The 17,738-nt window shown below is 67.6% G+C and carries 14 protein-coding genes; 3 read left to right on the top strand and 11 right to left on the bottom strand.

The window, feature by feature from the left end; translation table 11 throughout:
* Window positions 1-17 precede the first annotated feature (17 nt).
* The 7 genes from ACSFCA_RS33855 to ACSFCA_RS33825 all read right to left on the bottom strand — a co-directional run bounded on the left by ACSFCA_RS33855 (window position 18) and on the right by ACSFCA_RS33825 (window position 7,241).
* Window positions 18-2,192, bottom strand: a complete 2,175-nt coding sequence (locus ACSFCA_RS33855) for a LamG-like jellyroll fold domain-containing protein (RefSeq protein WP_435462571.1) — start codon at window positions 2,190-2,192, stop codon at window positions 18-20.
* Window positions 2,193-2,285: 93 nt separating this feature from the next.
* A complete protein-coding gene (locus ACSFCA_RS33850) occupies window positions 2,286-3,482 on the bottom strand; it encodes an MFS transporter (protein WP_435477472.1) in 1,197 nt (398 codons plus the stop codon).
* A complete protein-coding gene (gene aroC / locus ACSFCA_RS33845; RefSeq protein ID WP_435462570.1) occupies window positions 3,482-4,594 on the bottom strand; it encodes a chorismate synthase in 1,113 nt (370 codons plus the stop codon). Before aroC ends, ACSFCA_RS33850 begins: the two co-directional genes overlap by 1 nt.
* 32 nt (window positions 4,595-4,626) lie before the next feature.
* Window positions 4,627-4,812 carry a hypothetical protein gene (locus tag ACSFCA_RS33840; protein WP_093050601.1) on the bottom strand — a complete coding sequence of 62 codons (186 nt, stop codon included), beginning with the start codon at window positions 4,810-4,812 and terminating at the stop codon, window positions 4,627-4,629.
* Between the two features lie 47 nt (window positions 4,813-4,859).
* Entirely contained in the window at window positions 4,860-6,425 is a 1,566-nt protein-coding gene (locus ACSFCA_RS33835; RefSeq protein ID WP_435462569.1) for an MFS transporter, read from the bottom strand.
* 4 nt (window positions 6,426-6,429) lie between these two features.
* The gene (locus tag ACSFCA_RS33830) at window positions 6,430-6,894 is read right to left on the bottom strand and encodes an SRPBCC family protein (RefSeq protein ID WP_435462568.1); all 465 of its coding nucleotides are present in this window, start codon (window positions 6,892-6,894) and stop codon (window positions 6,430-6,432) included.
* Window positions 6,780-7,241 carry an ArsR/SmtB family transcription factor gene (locus ACSFCA_RS33825; RefSeq protein WP_435462567.1) on the bottom strand — a complete coding sequence of 154 codons (462 nt, stop codon included), beginning with the start codon at window positions 7,239-7,241 and terminating at the stop codon, window positions 6,780-6,782. Before ACSFCA_RS33825 ends, ACSFCA_RS33830 begins: the two co-directional genes overlap by 115 nt.
* A gap of 106 nt (window positions 7,242-7,347) precedes the next feature.
* Here ACSFCA_RS33825 and pip point away from each other — a divergent pair, with 106 nt between their 5' ends.
* Window positions 7,348-8,301, top strand: coding sequence for a prolyl aminopeptidase (gene pip, locus ACSFCA_RS33820; protein ID WP_435462566.1), 954 nt, complete (start codon window positions 7,348-7,350; stop codon window positions 8,299-8,301).
* Window positions 8,302-8,381: 80 nt separating this feature from the next.
* Window positions 8,382-8,804 (top strand): cupin domain-containing protein, encoded by a 423-nt coding sequence (locus ACSFCA_RS33815; protein WP_093081559.1) that lies wholly within the window; start codon window positions 8,382-8,384, stop codon window positions 8,802-8,804.
* Window position 8,805: 1 nt separating this feature from the next.
* Here ACSFCA_RS33815 and ACSFCA_RS33810 read toward each other — a convergent pair whose 3' ends face one another.
* The 4 genes from ACSFCA_RS33810 to ACSFCA_RS33795 are packed head-to-tail and all read right to left on the bottom strand — an operon-like array spanning window position 8,806 to window position 15,164.
* Entirely contained in the window at window positions 8,806-11,745 is a 2,940-nt protein-coding gene (locus ACSFCA_RS33810) for a bpX6 domain-containing protein (protein ID WP_435462565.1), read from the bottom strand.
* Window positions 11,729-13,588, bottom strand: a complete 1,860-nt coding sequence (locus ACSFCA_RS33805) for a hypothetical protein (RefSeq protein WP_435462564.1) — start codon at window positions 13,586-13,588, stop codon at window positions 11,729-11,731. Before ACSFCA_RS33805 ends, ACSFCA_RS33810 begins: the two co-directional genes overlap by 17 nt.
* The gene (locus ACSFCA_RS33800; RefSeq protein WP_435462563.1) at window positions 13,585-14,037 is read right to left on the bottom strand and encodes a bpX5 domain-containing protein; all 453 of its coding nucleotides are present in this window, start codon (window positions 14,035-14,037) and stop codon (window positions 13,585-13,587) included. The genes ACSFCA_RS33805 and ACSFCA_RS33800 overlap by 4 nt, the downstream gene beginning before the upstream one ends.
* On the bottom strand, window positions 14,034-15,164 hold the full coding sequence (locus tag ACSFCA_RS33795; RefSeq protein WP_435462562.1) for an AAA family ATPase: 1,131 nt from the start codon (window positions 15,162-15,164) through the stop codon (window positions 14,034-14,036). The genes ACSFCA_RS33800 and ACSFCA_RS33795 overlap by 4 nt, the downstream gene beginning before the upstream one ends.
* A 267-nt stretch (window positions 15,165-15,431) precedes the next feature.
* On the opposite strand from ACSFCA_RS33795, the gene ACSFCA_RS33790 reads away from it, so the two are divergent.
* Window positions 15,432-17,729 (top strand): TonB-dependent receptor, encoded by a 2,298-nt coding sequence (locus ACSFCA_RS33790; protein ID WP_435462561.1) that lies wholly within the window; start codon window positions 15,432-15,434, stop codon window positions 17,727-17,729.
* The last annotated feature ends 9 nt before the right edge of the window (window positions 17,730-17,738 follow it).

Raw genomic sequence — 17,738 nt, 5'->3', positions numbered from 1 at the left:
TTCCGCGCCAAGGGGGCTCAGGCCGGCTTGCGTGCCGTGAGCCACTGCGTTGGCGTCAATGCCGCCGCAACGACGCGGACTTCGCCGATGTTGCCAAAGAAGCCGTCAGCACGGGCACCGTCCCATGAGCCGCCGCCCACCACCCATGGCGATGTGGCCGAGAGCGTGGCCAGCCCGGGGATGGCCGCGGCGTTGCGCAGCACTGGCGCGCCTTCGACGTACATCGTGGTGTCGTGCGAAACCGGGTCGTTGACGATCGCGACGTGCACCCAGCGGTCCGCAATGACCTCGCCCGACCAGTTGGCCTTCGGCTCGCGAGTACCAGCCGGGCTCGGCACCACTTCCCACTGCACTTCGCGCAGGCTCGAAATGGCGAACAGCATGGGCGGTGATTCCGGGTCGCCGCCCGAATAGCCCGCGAGGTCACCGCGACGGCCGTCGCGCGTCATGATGTTCATCCACGCTTGGTTGCTGCTGGTCCAGCTCTTGTCGATCTTGATGAAGGCTTCGATGGTGTAGCCGCTTTCCAGCGTCTGCGCGTTGATCGGCGCAGTCGTGTCGGTGAGAAAATAGCTCAGACGCGGCGTGTTCTTATTGGTGTTCAGGAAGCGCACCGAACCGGGTGCGGCGGAAAGGTAGTGGCGGTCATCCGTCCACACGATGTCGCCGTCGGCAGCACCTACCACGCCACCCTGATTCAGTGCGTCGCGATGCAGCGGGTTGTTGCCCGTGACGTCGGCCACAACAGTGCCCGGCAGCACCGGCTGATTGACTGTGCCGCCAAAGAAGCGCCAATGCGCCAGCGTGTTCGCCACCTTGGGGTAGTCATCCGAGTTCGCGGCGGGCCGCTGTTCGACCGTGGCCGGATCCTTGTAGTTGGCGAGAATCATCGCGCGAGCCTTGTCCACCAGCGAACTGTCGATGGTGGCGCTGCCGGTGCCGAAGCTCTTGTTGAAGCCCGCGAAGCGCTGCGCGAAATCCATGTCGATGACGAAAGCCTCATTGGGCGTGGTGAGCACGGCCTGGTCGAAGCTGTTGAGCGTGGCTGCCGGCTTCTGCGGCACCCACGGGGAGAACGACAGCACCTTGATCTTCTTGTTGGTCAGGTCGAATTCGTACAGGCGCATCAGGCCGTTGCCGCCCTGATAGGCCATCTGATAGTCGACAACCATCTCCTCGACCTTGCGGCCGAAGTCGTTGACCTTCGTGAGATGCGCCGCGCCATGGTGGTGGCCGTTGAGCGTCATGAAGATCTGGTCGTTGTCGCGGATCAGCTTTTCCCAGAGCATCTTGCCGTAGTCGGTCTCGAGCGGGCTGGTGCCGTCGGGCGCGATGTTGAGCAACTGGTGGTTCACCAGGATGACGGGCAACGTCGGGTTCTTCGCAATCACCTGGCGGGCCCAGGCGATGCCTGCGTCGGAGATACGCCATGACAGCGACAGCACCATGAACTTCTGGCCCTGCGCCTCGAACACGTGGTACTCGTGGAAACCGCTGGGGTCGCGCGCGCCGAAGGTGGCCTGCTGCTTCGCACGCTCCGCGCCGAACCACTGGATGTAGGGCTCGTTGGCGGGAGTACGGCTGGCATCGGTGCCGCCGACGGGGTCAATGCTGTAGTCGATGTCTTTCATCACGTCATGGTTGCCGGCGAGCACGCTGTAGGGCAGCTTCGCGTCTTCGAGCACCTTCATCGCGGCATCGGCCACCTTCCACTGATCGGGCTTGCCGACCTGGTCGACCACGTCGCCAAGGTGGATGGCGAAGGGAATGTTCAGCGCCTTGGCATTGGCGGCGATCCACTTCGTCTGGGCAGCGAAGGGTGCGCTGCCGAAGCGCTTGTCGTACTGATCGCTCTCCTCGGCAGTGGCATAGCGTGCATAGAACTGCGTGTCGGGCATCACGGCGAGCGCGAAGCTTGAGATCTTGGCTGCGACGGCCGGCGGAGCGGGCGGCGGCGCCGATGCCGGGGCGGGTGCAGGCGCCGGCAGCGGGCCCAAGGCGGGTGAACCGCCGCTACCACCGCCGCAGGCCGCGAGCAAGGCGCTGCTGCCGCCAACGGTCAGCAGCGATGCGCCGAGCTTGAGCACCTGGCGGCGCGGCGGCGTGTTGTTGTTCTGTTTGAAATCATTCGATTCGGCAGGCGAAGCAATGCGCGGCGTGCGGGCGCCGCGCGGGTCGTCGGAAACGGACATGGAAAAGGAGGAGAAATTGCGAAGCTCGCAGCGTAGAAAGCTGCGGTGACATGCGCATGCAAGGCCCATGACACATTGTTTCCCCGTCAGGCCCTACTTCTTACTGGCCGCGCGCTCCATCCGATCCAGCCTCACCACTCGCCACGCACAAAGGCTGCCAAGCACAGCCAGCAGCGCCGCCGCCGTGAACATCGTGCGATAGCCAAAGACCTGCGCGACCGCGCCGCCGAGCAACACGCCCAGCACGCCGCCGAAGCCATAGCCGATCACCGTGAACAGCGCCTGCCCCCGCCCGCGCAGATGACCGGGAAAGCGGCGCGACACCACCGCGATGCAGGTCGTGTGATGCGCCGCGAAGCTCAGTGCATGCAGCCACTGCGCCACGACGAGCGCCGCAATCCAGCCACCCAGCCCTGCGGTCAGCCCCAGCCGCGCGACGGCCGCAATGCCGCACACCAGCATCCAGCGCGGCATCGGCATCAGGCCGATGAGCCGGCCCTGCAAGAAGAACCACACGATTTCCGCCACCACCGACAGCGCCCACAGCAGACCGATGGTGCTCTTGCCGTAGCCGATCGAATCGAGGTACAGCGAGAAGAAGGCGTACACCGAGAAGTGCGACATCACCTGGAAGAACAGCGCCGCGAAGAACCACTGCACCGCCGGGTTGCGCAGCACAGGCCCGATAGGCTCCTTCACTGCGTCGTGCGCCGCTGGCGGCTCGCGCACGTCGGGCAGCTTCATCGTCGCGATCAGCACGATGGCCAGCGTGCCCGCGGCCCAGGCCGGAAAGTGCTTCATGCCGAAGCGCTCGAACCACTCGCCCGCCACGAACACCGTGAGCAGAAAACCGGCCGATCCGCACAGCCGGATGCGCCCATAGCGCCCCCAGTCGCCGGCCACCAGTTGCGCCATCGCGGCTTCGGTGAGCGACATCATCGAGCTGGTGTGGGTGAACATCACGAGCAGCACCAGCGCGAGCCACCAGGCGCCGCCGTGCCACCACAGCCCGAAGGAGCTGAGCAGCGCCACCGCCGCGCTGAAGCGCAGCAGCTTCACGCGCTGGCCCGTGTGGTCGCTGAGCGCGCCCCAGGCATAGGGAGCGAACACCCGCGTGATCGACTGCACCGAGGCCAGCAGGCTGATGGTGAAGATCGGCAGCCCCAAATCCTTGAGCCACAGGGGCAGGTACGGGTTGAAGAACCCGATGTGCGCGAAATAGCTGGCCGACAGACCAGCGAATGCCAGCATGTGGCCGCGTGCGGCGGCCACTGGTGGCGGGGCGGACACTACAGGAAGGACGCCTGCGGTGACGCGGCCTCGGTCTTGCCGGCTTGCGCCTGCACGTCACCGCACTGCGCGCGGTTGCGCAGCACGTGCTCCATGACCACCAGCGCCAGCATCGCCTCGGCGATGGGCGTCGCGCGGATGCCGACGCACGGGTCGTGGCGGCCCTTGGTGACGACTTCGACGGGGTTGTTGTTGATGTCGATGGACTGACGCGGGCTGATGATCGAGCTGGTGGGCTTGATCGCGATGCTCACTTCAAGGTCTTGCCCCGAGCTGATGCCGCCGAGGATGCCGCCCGCGTTGTTCGTGACGAAGCCGGTTGGCGTGATCGAGTCGCCGTGCGTGGTGCCGCGCTGGGTGACGCTGTCCCAGCCGGCGCCAATCTCGACCGCCTTCACCGCGTTGATGCCCATCATCGCGTAGGCGATCTCTGCATCGAGCTTGTCGAACAGCGGCTCGCCGAGGCCGATCGGCACGTTGGTGGCAGTCACGCGGATGCGCGCGCCGCACGAATCGCCGGCCTTGCGCAAGCGGTCCATGTAGGTTTCCAGCGCGCTCACGTCGGCGATGGGGGCGAAGAAGGGATTGTTGGGCACGTGCTCCCAGTTCTCGAACGGAATGGCGATTTCGCCGATCTGCGTCATGCAGCCGCGGAACACCATGCCGTACTTCTCGGCCAGCCACTTCTTGGCGACCGCGCCGGCCGCGACCATTGGGGCGGTCAGCCGTGCCGAAGAGCGCCCGCCGCCGCGCGGGTCGCGAATGCCGTATTTCTTCCAGTAGGTGAAGTCGGCGTGGCCGGGGCGGAACTGCTGGGCGATCTGCCCGTAGTCCTTGCTGCGCTGGTCGGTGTTCTGGATCAGCAGTGCGATGGGGGTGCCGGTGGTCTTGCCCTCGTACACGCCCGACAGGATCTGCACCGCGTCGGGCTCGTTGCGTTGAGTGACGTGGCGGCTGGTGCCGGGGCGCCGGCGATCGAGGTCGCCCTGGATATCGGCCTCGCTGAGTTCCATGCCCGGGGGGCAGCCGTCGATGACGCAGCCGATGGCCGGGCCATGCGACTCGCCGAAATTGGTGACCGCGAAGAGTGTTCCGAAGGTGTTGCCGCTCATGGCGGGGATTATCCCTACAAAGCGGCCGCCCCTCAGTCGGTCGTGTTTTCCAGGCGCTTGGTCAGCGCGCCCACCTGCAGCTCGATGGAGAAGAGCCGTTCGTTCAGCACCGCAGTCTGGAGCCGGATCGCCTCGATGATGGCCTTGGTCTGCGGGTCGGGGGCGTTCTCGCAGAGTTCGGCCAGGTCGTGCAGCTTCTTGCGCAGTTCGTTGCTCATGGAAGGCTCCGGTGATCGCGTCGTGGAAGCCCCAGTATGGGGTTTCGTCAACGCTCCGGCAATGCGGCGGCACCCGGGGTTTCGGGTGCTACCGCACCTCCCGCGCCGCGCAGGCGCACGGCCACCAGCCCGCCTACGAACAGCAATACCGCCGCACAGATACCGGCCGTGAGGCGCAGGCCATGCAGCAAGGCTTCGCGGCCCGCCTCGAGCAGTTCGGCGCCCGCGCTCCCGCCAAGCTGCCCGGCCAGCACGACCGCGCCGCCCAGCGTGCTGCGGGCGGCTTCCACCTCGGCCGGGCCCGCAAGGCCCATCGGCACGGCATCGGCCATGGTGTTGCGGTAGATGGCCGCGCCGATGCTGCCGAGGATCGCGATGCCCAGCGCACCGCCGAATTCCGAACTGGTCTCGGAGATCGCCGAGGCCACGCCCGCGCGCTCCGGCGGCGCGCTGCCCACCACCAGATCGGTCGCCAGCGTGAACACCGGGGCCAACCCGAGCGAGGAGATGACCGCGCTGCCCACCATCCAGGCCAGCCCATCCTGCGCGGGCAGCACGGCCAGCATGCCGAAACCCAGCGCCGCCACTGCCAGCCCGCCGCCCATCACGAAGGCCGGTCGCATGCGCCGCACCAGTGCCGGCACGACCATCGAGCCGACGATGAAGGCGCCCGCGCCCGGCATGCTCCACAGGCCCGCATGCAACGGCGACATGCCGAGCACCAACTGCAGGTACTGGGCGTTGTACAGAAAGATGCCGAACATCACGAAGCAGGCCAGCATGTAGGAGCCGAGCGAAACGCTGAAGGCCGGCAGGCTGAACAGCCGCAGGTCGATCATCGGGTCGGCCAGCCGCTTCTGCCGGCGCACGAACAGCGCTGCGAGCACCAGCCCCAGCACGATCGACAGCACCGGTATCGCATGCATGCCGTGCTCCGCGATCTGCTTGACGCCGTAGATCATCGGCAGCACCGCGCCCAGCGACAGCGCAACGCTGGCCAGGTCGAGCCGGGCCGCGTCGGGGTCGCGGTACTCGGGCAACAGCAAGGGCCCGAGCACCAGCAGCAGCACCATCACCGGCACGCCGATCAGGAACACCGAGCCCCACGGAAAGAACTGCAGCAGCACGCCGCCCAGCACCGGGCCGATGACGGCACCGGCTGAGTAGCTCGAAATCCACACGCCGATGGCCACGGTGCGCTGCCCCGGGTCGAGAAACATGTTGCGGATGAGCGAGAGCGTGGAAGGCGCCAGCGTCGCGCCCGCCACGCCGAGCAGCGCCCGCGTGGCGATGAGCATGCTGGCGCTGGTCGAGAACGCCGCCAGCACCGAGGCGATGCCGAACGCCGCCGCGCCGATCAGCAGCAGCCGCCGCCGGCCGATGCGGTCGCCCAGCGTGCCCATGGTGACCAGCAGGCCGGCCACGAAGAAACCGTAGATGTCGACGATCCACAGCAGTTGCGAGGCCGTGGGCTTGAGGTCTTCGCTGATCGACGGGATCGCGAGGTTCAGCACCGTGAGGTCCATCGAATAGAGCATGCACGGCAGCGCGATGACCGCCAGGCCGGTCCATTCGCGCACCGTGGCGCGGTCCGGGGCTGGTGTGTTCTTCATTTTTTCAGGCAGCGAGGCTTAGCCAGCCCTCCAGCTTGACGAGCGCGCCGCTCCAGCCGTGGTTGTGGGCATCGCGCGCGGCTTCGTCGAAGAACTGCTCGTGCAGCAGCACCAGTTCGCAGCCTTCGGCATCGGGCTCGATGCGCACGGTGACGCGCGACTCGCGCTCGGGCGTGCTGCGCCATGCCCAGCTGAAGACCAGCTTGCGGTTCGGAACCACTTCGAGGTACGTGCCGCTCACGTCGTGCGTTTCGCCGTCGTTGGCCAGCATGGCCACGCGAAAGCGCCCACCCACGCGCAGGTCGACCTCGGCGATGGGTACCGAGACGATCTCCTCGGGCCCGAACCAGAGCTTCAGCGCTTGCGGGTCGGTCCACGCGCGCCAGACTTTGTCGGGCGCGACGCGGTAGTGCCGGCGGAGGGTGAGCGAGGGGCGCTCGGCGGCGTCTCGGGCGGAAGGGTTTGCCATTCGGTCTCCTCCTGGTGATAGAGAAAGCGCGCCAGTGCATCGAGGCGCCCGGTCCAGAATTTCTCGTAACGAGACAGCCACACGGCAGCCTCCTGCATGGGCCGGGGCGACAGCTCGCAGCGCACGATGCGGCCTTCTTTCGTGCGAGAGATGAGGCCCGCGTCTTCAAGCACGCGCAGGTGCTTCATGAAGCCTGTGAGCGACATGCCGTGCGGCTCGGCCAACTCGGTCACGCTGAGGCTGCGCTCGCCCAGGGTTTCGAGCACCTTGCGCCGCGTGGAATCGGAGAGCGCGGCGAAGACTGCGTCGAGGGCGTCGGCGTGTGGGTGGGCAGCTGAGTGAACCATGCGGTTGAGTATCTGGAAGGCCTGCAGGCCCGTCAAGCAGCGCTTCCGGATAGCCCCTTCGTGCGACCATTCATCCTGAATCATCGACAGGCAAAGGCCCCCTCCAATGACCGAACTGCGCCAACCGTATCCCCCAATCGAACCGTACGAAAACGGCATGCTCGACGTGGGCGACGGCCACCAGATCTACTACGAGCGCGCGGGCACGCCCGGCGCCAAGCCCGCGGTGTTCCTGCATGGCGGCCCTGGCGGCGGCATCTCGCCTGAACACCGGCGGCTGTTCGATCCGGCGCGCTACGACCTGATGCTGTTCGACCAGCGCGGCTGCGGCCGGTCTGTGCCGCACGCCGGCCTGGAGGCCAACACCACATGGCATCTGGTCGCCGACATCGAGCGCCTGCGCGAGCGCGCCGGTGTCGACCGGTGGCTGGTGTTCGGCGGTTCGTGGGGGTCGACGCTCGCGCTCGCCTACGCGCAGAAGCACCCCGAGCGCGTGAGCGAACTGGTGCTGCGCGGGATCTATACCGTGACCCGGGCAGAGCTCCAGTGGTACTACCAGTTCGGCGTGTCGGAGATGTTCCCCGACAAGTGGGAGAAGTTCCAGGCTCCCATTCCCGAGGCCGAGCGCGGCGACATGATCGCGGCCTACCGCAAGCGACTCACCGGCGACGATCCGGTAGCGCGCATCGAGGCGGCGCGCGCCTGGAGCGTGTGGGAGGCCGAAACCATCACCCTGCTGCCGAGCCCGGCGATTGCCGAAGCGCATGCCGACGACCATTTCGCGCTGGCTTTCGCGCGGCTGGAAAACCACTACTTCGTGCACGACGCCTGGCTCGAAGAAGGCCAGTTGCTGCGCGACGCGCACCGGCTGCACGGCATTCCCGGGGTGATCGTGCACGGCCGCTACGACATGCCCTGCCCCGCGCGCTACGCCTGGGCGCTGCACAGGGCCTGGCCCGAAGCCGCGTTCCATCTGGTCGAGGGCGCAGGGCATGCCTATTCGGAGCCCGGCATCCTCGACCGGCTGCTGCGTGCGACCGACGGTTTCGCTGGCCGCTGAATCCGGGCCCGTCGCCAGCCCCCGGGAACGCTTTATGCGTGCTGCACCGCACCACACAACCACCTGCGAAGGAGCGCCCCATGCTGGACCGTACCGCCACCCAGTTCTCCCACGTGAAGCCCGGCGACACAGAGTTCGTATCGGGTGGTTTGCGTGACTTTTTTCTCTATCGCGACCTGGGCATCGCCGAAGCCACCAACGGCAAGGTGATCGCGCATCTGGTCAAGGCCAACATGGCACCGGAAACGGGCACCGGCTGGCACCGCCACGAGGCGGACTTCCAGATCGTGATCATGGTCAAGGGCTGGGCCCGCTTCATGTACGAGGACAAGGAAACGCTGGTCGAGGCCGGCGACGTGGTGCACCAGCGCCCGGGCATCCGGCACTTCCTGTTCGACTACTCGCCCGACATGGAGTACCTGGAAATCGTCTCGCCAGCGGACTTCAAGAGCATCGACGTGGAGCCGGTGTGCGAGATTCCGGCGCCTACGCCCTGGAAGTAAGTCAGCGGATGGCGAAGCCCGTCGTCGTGCTGCGCTCGGTGTCGAGGTGCAGCACGCGGCCCTGATCGTCGAAGAGCAGCCAGCCGTTGGTGACGGGACGGGCGTGCACCCCCGCGTCGAGAGGCCAAGCAACCGACGCCCCCACGCTCCCGCCACGCAGTTGATACAGCAGCACGTCACGCGGGGCATCGGACGGCCGCAACACCAGCCAGTCGCGGTCAATCCACGACTGCAACTCGCTGGCGTCCGTGGTCGAGAAGCGAACGCGGCCGTTCATCCCGCCCGGCCCCAACCAGTTCAATTCAAAGCGCCCGTCTTCTACATGCTCGCCGCTCAAGCTCAGCGGAATCGATTGCGGATGCAGCAGCCGCCGCGACAACTCCCTGGCCGAGATCGCCAGAGGCTCACGGCTCAACAGGCGACGCTGCGGACACTGATAGCGCCAAAGGCATGGCCCCAGGCTCTCATCGTCAACAATGAACTGCTCCACCTCGCGCGTGACCAACAGATCCGTCACCACGCCCGGCAGGTCGCTCACCTGCCAGAGCACGTCCTGCAGGGATCTGCCCGTGTCGATGACCTGGATACGCCGCCCGCGCGCCACCGTCCAGCCGATGCCGTCGAACTCGCCGGCGAAATGGTCGATTTCGCTCAACCCAAGGTCGCTGACCTGCCGCTGCACGAGGTCGATCCGGCTCACGCGCCACAGGCCGTCGCGCTGCGCCAGCGCCAGCGCGAGTTGTCCACTGTGCGCCACGACCAGCCGGTACGCCGGCACAGCAAAGCGCGCCAGCACGCGGCCTGTGTTGTCGGTCATGACCGCACCGGCCTCGCCGGTTGCGATGAGGTAGCGGCCTTCGTCCAGCAGCACGGCGTCGAGTACCGCATGCACGCCCGCAGCAGGCGCCTCGAACATCGGCATCGTCGATTGCTTTGCGAGCGGTTTGGCCTCGATGCCGGGTAGCTCGCCACCCGGAAGGTCGGCTTGCAGCAGCGTGTCGGCATTCAGCCGCATCAGCGACTGCAGCGCTTTCTTGTCCAGCCGGCCCAGCCCTTGGGACTGATCGGCCAGCAACGCGGGCATCAGCACGGCCACCAATCCGCGCGAGGCGTCGGTGTGTCCCGATGCCGCATTCAGCGCAACAGCCAGCGCCGCGCGTTCGCCGTGCAGCAGCGGATCGTCGCGCAGTGACTGAAGCCGCGCCGCGCAGGCTTGCAGGGTGTCTGGCAGCAGCAGTGCGCGCTGCACCAACGCACGAGCCGCAAGCTGTCCGCCCGCGGCCTCCGCGGCCAGCAGCCAGGTGGCAGCCTGCTCGCGCAATGCGGCCACCGGCCATACGGCGTCAACCGCTTTCAGCCACTCGCCCTGCTGCGCCAGCGCCTGGCCCCACTCCTCGCGCAGGCGGTTGGCCGCGTCGGGCCATCGTTCCTGCATCTGCAGCACGGCGCTGGCAAATGCGTTGTCGCGCCGCGCCACGGCCAGAGCTCGGCGCCAGTCGCCGGCCAGGCACAGCAGGCGCACGATGACGGCGGGCGGCCAGTCCCAGGCCAGCGCGAGTTCGGCGGCCTGCGCATGGCGCTGGTGCTTCTCGAGGTAGTCAAGGGCCTCCTGGCGCGCCTGCAGCAACTCGGCCAGTACGAACACGGCCTCGTCGATGCGACCTTCGCGGTCCAGTTTCTCGTAGGTCTTTCGATAGAGCTGGCGCAGATGGGCCTCGAAATCGTTGCCGAGGCTGATGCTGGAGTTCTGCCCCAGCGAACCGCTCAGCGACAGGTCGTTGCGCGGCCCCGGCGTGCCGAAGGCCTGCCCGAGCGACTGCGCATCGCCGCCCAGCGGAATCGCGTGACGCAGTGCCTGTTCGAGGTCGCCGTCGTCGAACATCTTCAGCATGCGGCTCAGGTACGCGGCCTGCTGGCGGCCCAGCAGACGCGACAGACGCGACGTGATCGCGAGACGGGCCATCCAGTCGCGCCAGCGTGAACGGCCCGGCTGCGCGGTACCGCGCTGCTTGAGCGATTTCGGCGACCGAGCACCCGGGCGCGGCTTGGTGCGACTGGGTGCGCGTGCCGCGTCGCCGGCGTTCTTGCGAAGTCCCCACCACGCCAGCAACAACGCCAGCCCGAACACGATCAACGACACCCACAGCGAAGACGTATCGACCTGCGAGGTCGCCGCATGGGCCCTGGTCTGCGCCCCCGCCGAGGTCGACGGGCTTTCCAGCGCGTTGAATAACGCACGCGCGAAAAACAACGCCGCCGCGATGCCGGCCAGCCACGCCACCATGCGCATCGGTATGCCCGCTCCACCGCCGCGATGACGGCCGCTGCCGGGGTTCGCGCCCTGTCCAGCATTGACCTGCTTCAAGACCTTCTCCCGTTGCGCACGCTCGGCCAACGCCTTGAGGAATTCGGCCTGCGCTGCGCTGGCCGGCGGTACGGCATCGCCGAGCACCTCGCGCAGCGTGAGTCCATCGGCATCGAGCACGACAGGTTCGGGCAAGGTCTCGCGGCAATCGAAGGTGTCGAACAGGACCGGGCCGGGGGCCAGCCACAGTGATGGATCGAGCGGCTCGGCCTGCACAAGCCGCAGGGCCAGCACCTCGCCGCCGTTCACGAGCCAGACGTCGGCCGGCGGCAACCCGGCGCGCTCGGCAGGGTCGAGTTCGGCAGAGCAAAGCGCCTGCCCTTCCCGACGCAACGGCCAGCCTGTGGCGTGATCGCAGTCGAGCGAAACCGGGGCTGCGAAACGCAGCAGATCCCCTTCGGCGAAGCGGAACGCCTGCGCGCCGGCGCGCCATGCGTCGACGATGCGGCGGGCGCGCGCGGCCTCGTCGAACCAGTCCGACGAAAACCAGAGCCCTGCTACCGGCTGCCGCCCCTTGAGCAACGGGTGACGCACCTGTGCAGCGGGCATTGCAAGGAACTCAGGCTGCGCTGGCATCGCTCGCTCCTTCGCCATGCAGCACCGCACGCAAGGCCCGCTGGGGCACCGCGTAGACGATGATTTTCTTGTGCACGGTCAGCATGACAGCCAGGCCCGTGCAGGGGCACACGCTGATCTTCTCGATGCGCTCGGGCGCCTTGTAGATGGTTTCGGTACCGTTCTGCGCATGCAGGTCCAGCCCGTCGAGCGACGGCGAAAGGCTCAGCAGCGCGTAACGGCCGTGCGTGCTGTCGTCGATCAGCGCCAGGGCGCGCGGGGCGCGGATCTCGAAGGTCTTCCACTTCTGTGGATACCGGCCGTGCTGTCCGCCAACAGATGCCGGATCGGGTTGATGGATGCGCCAGACGTCGTGGGGCTCTGTCGCGACGCGCAGGGCCATACCGCCCAAGCCGCTTCGCCACTGCCAGCCGTTGGCAAAGAGCACGCGTGTTTCGTCGACGGGGGTGCAGATCACCTGAACCGATGCCGGCCCGTCTACCGCACCCAGGCGCCTCAGCACCAGCTGGTTGTCATGGACGGCCGCATAGACCACGCCGAGTTCCGACCATTGCAGCATGCCGACGACCTTGCTCTCGACCAGCGTCGGTGCGCCGGCCTCGGGGTCCGGCCTGACGCCCGGCATCGCGTTCCAGATCACAAGCTTGCCGTCGCGGTCGATCATGCAGACGCGCTGGTTCTGCCTGTCGTGCAGCCATGCGGAAGGCAGCCAGACCGCCAACCCCGGCGGCGCGCGAAACTCCTCGGCGTCGGGAGCGGCGAAGTTGCCGAGCCCGGGCACCTGCCAGAAGTACATCGAGCGTTCATAGCTCAGCAGCGCCCCCGTGCGCTTACCCAGGAGCATGACCGCCAGCGGCACGAGCGCTTGTCCCCAGTACTGGTACTTGGGCTTGGCCGCCTTGCGCTGCTTCGCACCTGGCACGACGAACACCAGCAGGCCGGGTTCGTCGAGCAGTTGCACCGCCACGTGTGTGCCGGACGGAGAAATGATCGGCGGCCGCTGCAGCGAAATACGGCCGCCATGACGCCGGTGCAACGTGTCCGGTGCCCTCTGCGTGAACTCGCCACGCAGCAGCGGCACGCCGGCCTTCACCGACGGCAACGGCAATTGCGCGCGCCGCAGCCCGCTGCGGTCGCTCAGCGACACATCGAGCACGTCGCCCAGTACCGCGCGCTGCAGGCACACGCGGTGACTGGTCCAGCGTTCGTTTGCGGCTTGCTCCGCCGGCGCCGAGCCGACGAGCCAGCTCTCGCCCGGCGCGTGCTCCATTTCGGCCAGCACCTCGCGCCAGGCACTCACATGCGCGGGGCTGCCGACGTCGAAGTCGCGCGCCTTGAGCAGCGAGCGCAATTGCCGCACATCGTCCGCACCATCCAGACCGCCCGGCAACTGCAGCACGCCCCACTGGAACACGCCGCCGATCTGCGCCGCGCGCCTTGCCAGCAGGATCCAGAGCGCGAGCTGCCCGAGCCGCGGCGCACCGAACTGCTGCGGCCCGGCATCGAAGATCGCGACGATGCTCTTCTCGGCCTCGCGTGCCCGCGGACGCGGCGCCAGGAACAGATGCTCGCTGGAGGCGGCGCGACGCAAAAATTCGTCGGGCAGTTCGTCGGCCAGCAACCACTCGGTAGCGAGCAGGCGCTCGTAGGGGCCACGGCGGCGCAGGTCGTCGAGCCCATCGGGCTCGGGCACACCGCCGCGCGTCTGGCCACGGAAGCGGCCCAGCAGCGGCTGCATGCGCTGCACCAGTGCGCCGAGCTCGGAGGCCATCTCGGGCGCGAACCAGGCGAGCCAGGGGCTCCATGGCTTCAGGGCATCGGGAAGTTCGGTGGTCGTGCTCATGCGCGGGCGCCGCTCCAGTGCGTGTCGATGCGCGCGAGCAATTCGACCGACAGCGGCAGCAGCCGGTCGAGCGGCAGCACGAACGCCGGCCGAGGCCACAACAGCAAGGGCTGGCGCTTCGGATGCTCTCGCTGCAGGCTCCGTGCGATCAGGTCCAGGGGCAGGTCGGGCGCTTCGACCGTGGGCAGCCACAAGCCAGGGGCCTCGGGAGTCGGGCCCGCGTAGGCGATGCCATCGACCCAGGGCAGAGCATCAGCCTCGCCTGTCACCACAAGAAGGTCGCGTGCGGCCATGGCGGACAGGCCGACCTGCTGTTCCGGCGCAAGTTGCAGCAGCCGTTCATGCAATCCGCGCGCGGCTGCACCCCATGCCACCGCTGCTTGCGCAGGCAAGGGCTCGGCTCGCGGGCGCCAACGCCATTCGAACGGCTTCACGGCACCACCGCTCATGCGGCGGCAGCCAGACGGTCGACGAGCTGTGTGCGCAACGCGGTCAGGGATTCCGGCAGCAGCTCGCTGCTGAAGTTGGCGTCGATCTCGCGCAGCACGCTCTCGGCTTGGGTGCGTGCCGACGTGGGCTCCGCCGCAAGGCAGGCGCGTGCGGTCTCGGCCAGCCGCACGGCGCGCGACAGGGGCTGCAACGTGGCTTCTTCCACCGCGCTCAGCAGATGAGGGTGCGTGGCGTTGGCAAAGGCGTCGCGCAGCACGTCGCGCGCGCTCTGTTGCGCCTCCTGCGTTGGCAGCACGTAGAGCAAGGGCCAGAGATCAGCCTCTGTGGTTTCGAGCCGGCCCGCCAGCACGGCAGCCGCGGCCAGCAGGCGCTGCGACTTGACGATGCGCCGGTCCGACAGTTGCACGCCCGCCTGCCTCAGCTTGCGGATGGCATTGGCCAGTGCCGGCTGCACGCCACTCAGGTCAACCTGCCTGAGTTGCTGGCAAAGCACGTCGAGATCGGCCAGAGCGCCGCCCGTGGTCACGGGCGCGTGGTCCGACTGCCAGCCGCCGCTGAGCATCGCTTCAAGCTGGTGATCGGGCAGCGGCTCGATGAAGACGTGCAGCAGGAAGCGGTCGCCGAAGGCGGCAAGCCCTTCGTCGTCGGGCAGCGCATTGGCCGCGCCTACGCACACGCGCAGCGGGCAATGCAGCTGCGTATGGCCGCGCCGGAAGCGGCGCTCGTTGAGCACGCCCAGCAGCGTGTTGAGGATGGCAGTGGAGCCGAGGAATACCTCGTCGAGGAAAGCGACGTCGGCCTCGGGCAGCATGCCGCTCACGTCGGTTTCGACGGTGCCGGCGCGCAGCTTGTTCAGATCGACCGGGCCGAACAGTTCGGACGGTTCGGTGAAACGGCCCAGCAGGTATTCGAAGTACCGACCGCCCAAACTTTGCGCTACGCGCCGCACCACGGCGCTCTTCGCGGTACCGGGCGGGCCGACCACGAGCAGATGCTCCTGCGCCACGGCAGAGAGCACGATCAGCTCCGCCAGTTGCTCGCGGCCGACGAGGCCGGAGGTGGCGGCGCGGATCGCGCTACGCACGTGTTCTGCGGAAGTCTGGAGCGAGGTGGTGGAGGTCGTCATCGAAAAAGAAGCTGTTTGCGGGACATCTACGACCCGACAGTGTGCCGCAGCGACGTTACAAAAAAGAACGAGCGCGAGGCCCGGCGTCGATTTCACGCAACCATGGCAGCCAGCGAAACCTGTCTTCCACCTGACCTATCGCACATAAAGACAGGAGCCTGTCGCCTCAGCCAAACACCCGGCGAGGAATGCTTCAAACAAGAGTCATTCGCAGCCAGAATGCCGGCCGATGCTGCTTTCGTTTGCATCGTCCCCAAGGCACTCACGATGACCCGCTCCACTCGCCCTATGCGTCGCCGCACGCCCATCGCACTCGCCCTGATCGGCCTGTGCGCTTCGTCCCTCCCCACCGCATTCGCCCAGCAGCAAGCCACGCAGCCCGCGGCTTCCACGCCGTCCGCTACGCCCGCACCCGGCACCTCCGTCCCGGCCACGCTGCGCGAAGTGCAGGTCCAGGGCGCACAGGACAAGACCGGCTTCGGCGCCAACCCGTCTTCGCTCAACCGCCTGCCAGCCGACCTGCGCGATGCGCCGCAGTCCGTCACCGTCATCAACCAGGCGGTGATGCAGTCCCAGGGCGCGACCTCGCTCGCGAGCGCGCTGCGCAACGTGCCGGGCCTGACGATCGGCGGCGCCGAGGGCGGGCAGATCGGCACGAACATCAATCTCAACGGCTTCTCTGCGCGCACCGACATCTACCTGGACGGCGCCCGCGACCGCGCCCAGTACTACCGCGACACCTTCGCGCTCGAATCGGTCGAGGTGCTGATGGGCCCGTCGTCGATGCTGTTCGGGCGCGGCTCCACCGGCGGCGTGATCAACCAGGTCACGAAGAAGCCGTCGCTCACGCCCGCGGGCGAGGTCTCTGTGTCGGCGAGCACTACGGGCCTCGTGCGATCGACCATCGACATCAACCGCCCGCTGTCCGACACCTCGGCCTTCCGCATCGCGGCCATGGGCCAGCAAGGCGACGCCAGCACGCGCGAGCAGACCAAGCTGAAGGACTTCGGCCTCGACGCCTCGCTGAAGTTCGGCATCAACACGCCGACGCAGGTCACGCTCTCGGCACTGGTGCAGCACAACCGCGACCAGCCCGACTACGGCGTGCCGCCGCTCAACGGCCACCCCGTGAAGGTCGACCGCGATACGGCCTACGGCTTCAGCGACGACCGCACGATCTCCGACATCCAGGCCTTCAGCGCGGTGGTGCAGCACAAGCTCACGCCCGATACCTCGATCCGCAACCAGACGCAGTACAACGACGTGACCACCGATGCGCGCGAGACCGCGCCGCAGAGCATCGGCACGCTGTCGGCCAAGGGCGTGTTCACGCCCTTCTCCACCGGCACCACGGCCGTGCCGGCCGCTGCGTTCTCTTCGCTGCCGCTGAGCAGCCTATGGGTGCGCCAGCAAAGCCACGACCGCACGATCCACGACAAGTCGCTGTTCAACCTGACCGAGCTCAACACCAAGTTCACCACCGGCTCGATCAGGCACACGCTGCTCGCCGGCCTGGAGCTGGGCCACGACACCTACGACAACCAGGCCTACTACCGCAACGGCACCTGCGCCGGCGTGGCGCTGAACCCGGCTGGCGGCACCAGTGGCTATGCCACCTGCTCGCCGCTGCTCGCGCCGTACCAGGGCAACACGCCGGGCAGCGCGCCCTCGCTGCCCGGCAACCTGGCCACCGCGAGTGCGACGACCGTTGCCGGCTACGTGAACGACACCATCGAGCTGAGCCCGCAGTGGAAGCTGGTGGCCGGCGTGCGGCAAGACCACTACCGCGCGAGCATCTACAACAGCATTCCGACCGCAACCACGCTCGCCACCGAAAGCCAGACCGTCGACTTCACCAGCGTGCGCGCCGGCGCCATCTGGCAACCGACGCCCGAGCAGTCGTACTACGTGTCGTACAGCACATCGTTCAACCCCTCGCTCGAACAGCTGGTGGCCACCACGGGCAGCACGCAGCCGCTGCCGCCGCAGAAGAACAAGGCCTACGAAGTCGGCGGCAAGTGGGACCTGAACGACGGCAACCTCTCGCTGACCGCAGCCGCCTTCCAGATCACGCAGACCAATGCACGCTCGCAGAACAGCGACGGCACCTACAGCGCGACCGGCACGGTGCGGGTGAACGGCGCGCGCGCCGGCGTTGCGGGCCGCGTCACCGACAAGCTGCAGCTGTTCGGCGCCTACACGCACCTGGACGCGACCATCATCGACGGCATCGCGCCCGGTACGCTCGGCAAGGTGCCCGCCAACACGCCGAAGGACGCGGCCAGCCTGTGGGCCACCTACGCGATCACGCCCGAATGGGAGATCGGCGGCGGCACCACCTACAGCGCCAAGCGCTTCGCCAACAACACCAATCTCGTACAGGTCGGCGGCTATGCCCGGCTCGACGCGATGGTGGCTTACCATCAGCCCAAGTACGACATCCGGCTGAACCTGTTCAACCTGGCCAACCGCCATTACTACGACGCGCTGATCCCTTCGGACGGCGGCCGTGCGGTGCCTGGCTCGGGCCGCGCCGCCACGCTGTCGCTCACCTACAGGCTCTGAGTTTCCCCA

Origin of the sequence: Variovorax multivorans (assembly GCF_051216835.1) — a bacterium.
In the GTDB taxonomy this organism is placed as follows: domain Bacteria; phylum Pseudomonadota; class Gammaproteobacteria; order Burkholderiales; family Burkholderiaceae_C; genus Variovorax.
This window is presented reverse-complemented; position numbering and strand designations above follow the sequence as displayed.

Bases quoted from the DNA above. Each gene is read 5' to 3' on its own strand.
- ACSFCA_RS33810 (WP_435462565.1), bottom strand. From the start codon at position 11,745: ATGCCAGCGCAGCCTGAGTTCCTTGCAATGCCCGCTGCACAGGTGCGT.
- aroC (WP_435462570.1), bottom strand. From the start codon at position 4,594: ATGAGCGGCAACACCTTCGGAACACTCTTCGCGGTCACCAATTTCGGC.
- pip (WP_435462566.1), top strand. From the start codon at position 7,348: ATGACCGAACTGCGCCAACCGTATCCCCCAATCGAACCGTACGAAAAC.
- ACSFCA_RS33800 (WP_435462563.1), bottom strand. From the start codon at position 14,037: ATGAGCGGTGGTGCCGTGAAGCCGTTCGAATGGCGTTGGCGCCCGCGA.
- ACSFCA_RS33840 (WP_093050601.1), bottom strand. From the start codon at position 4,812: ATGAGCAACGAACTGCGCAAGAAGCTGCACGACCTGGCCGAACTCTGC.
- ACSFCA_RS33815 (WP_093081559.1), top strand. From the start codon at position 8,382: ATGCTGGACCGTACCGCCACCCAGTTCTCCCACGTGAAGCCCGGCGAC.
- ACSFCA_RS33855 (WP_435462571.1), bottom strand. From the start codon at position 2,192: ATGTCCGTTTCCGACGACCCGCGCGGCGCCCGCACGCCGCGCATTGCT.
- ACSFCA_RS33805 (WP_435462564.1), bottom strand. From the start codon at position 13,588: ATGAGCACGACCACCGAACTTCCCGATGCCCTGAAGCCATGGAGCCCC.
- ACSFCA_RS33825 (WP_435462567.1), bottom strand. From the start codon at position 7,241: ATGGTTCACTCAGCTGCCCACCCACACGCCGACGCCCTCGACGCAGTC.
- ACSFCA_RS33790 (WP_435462561.1), top strand. From the start codon at position 15,432: ATGACCCGCTCCACTCGCCCTATGCGTCGCCGCACGCCCATCGCACTC.
- ACSFCA_RS33835 (WP_435462569.1), bottom strand. From the start codon at position 6,425: ATGAAGAACACACCAGCCCCGGACCGCGCCACGGTGCGCGAATGGACC.
- ACSFCA_RS33830 (WP_435462568.1), bottom strand. From the start codon at position 6,894: ATGGCAAACCCTTCCGCCCGAGACGCCGCCGAGCGCCCCTCGCTCACC.
- ACSFCA_RS33795 (WP_435462562.1), bottom strand. From the start codon at position 15,164: ATGACGACCTCCACCACCTCGCTCCAGACTTCCGCAGAACACGTGCGT.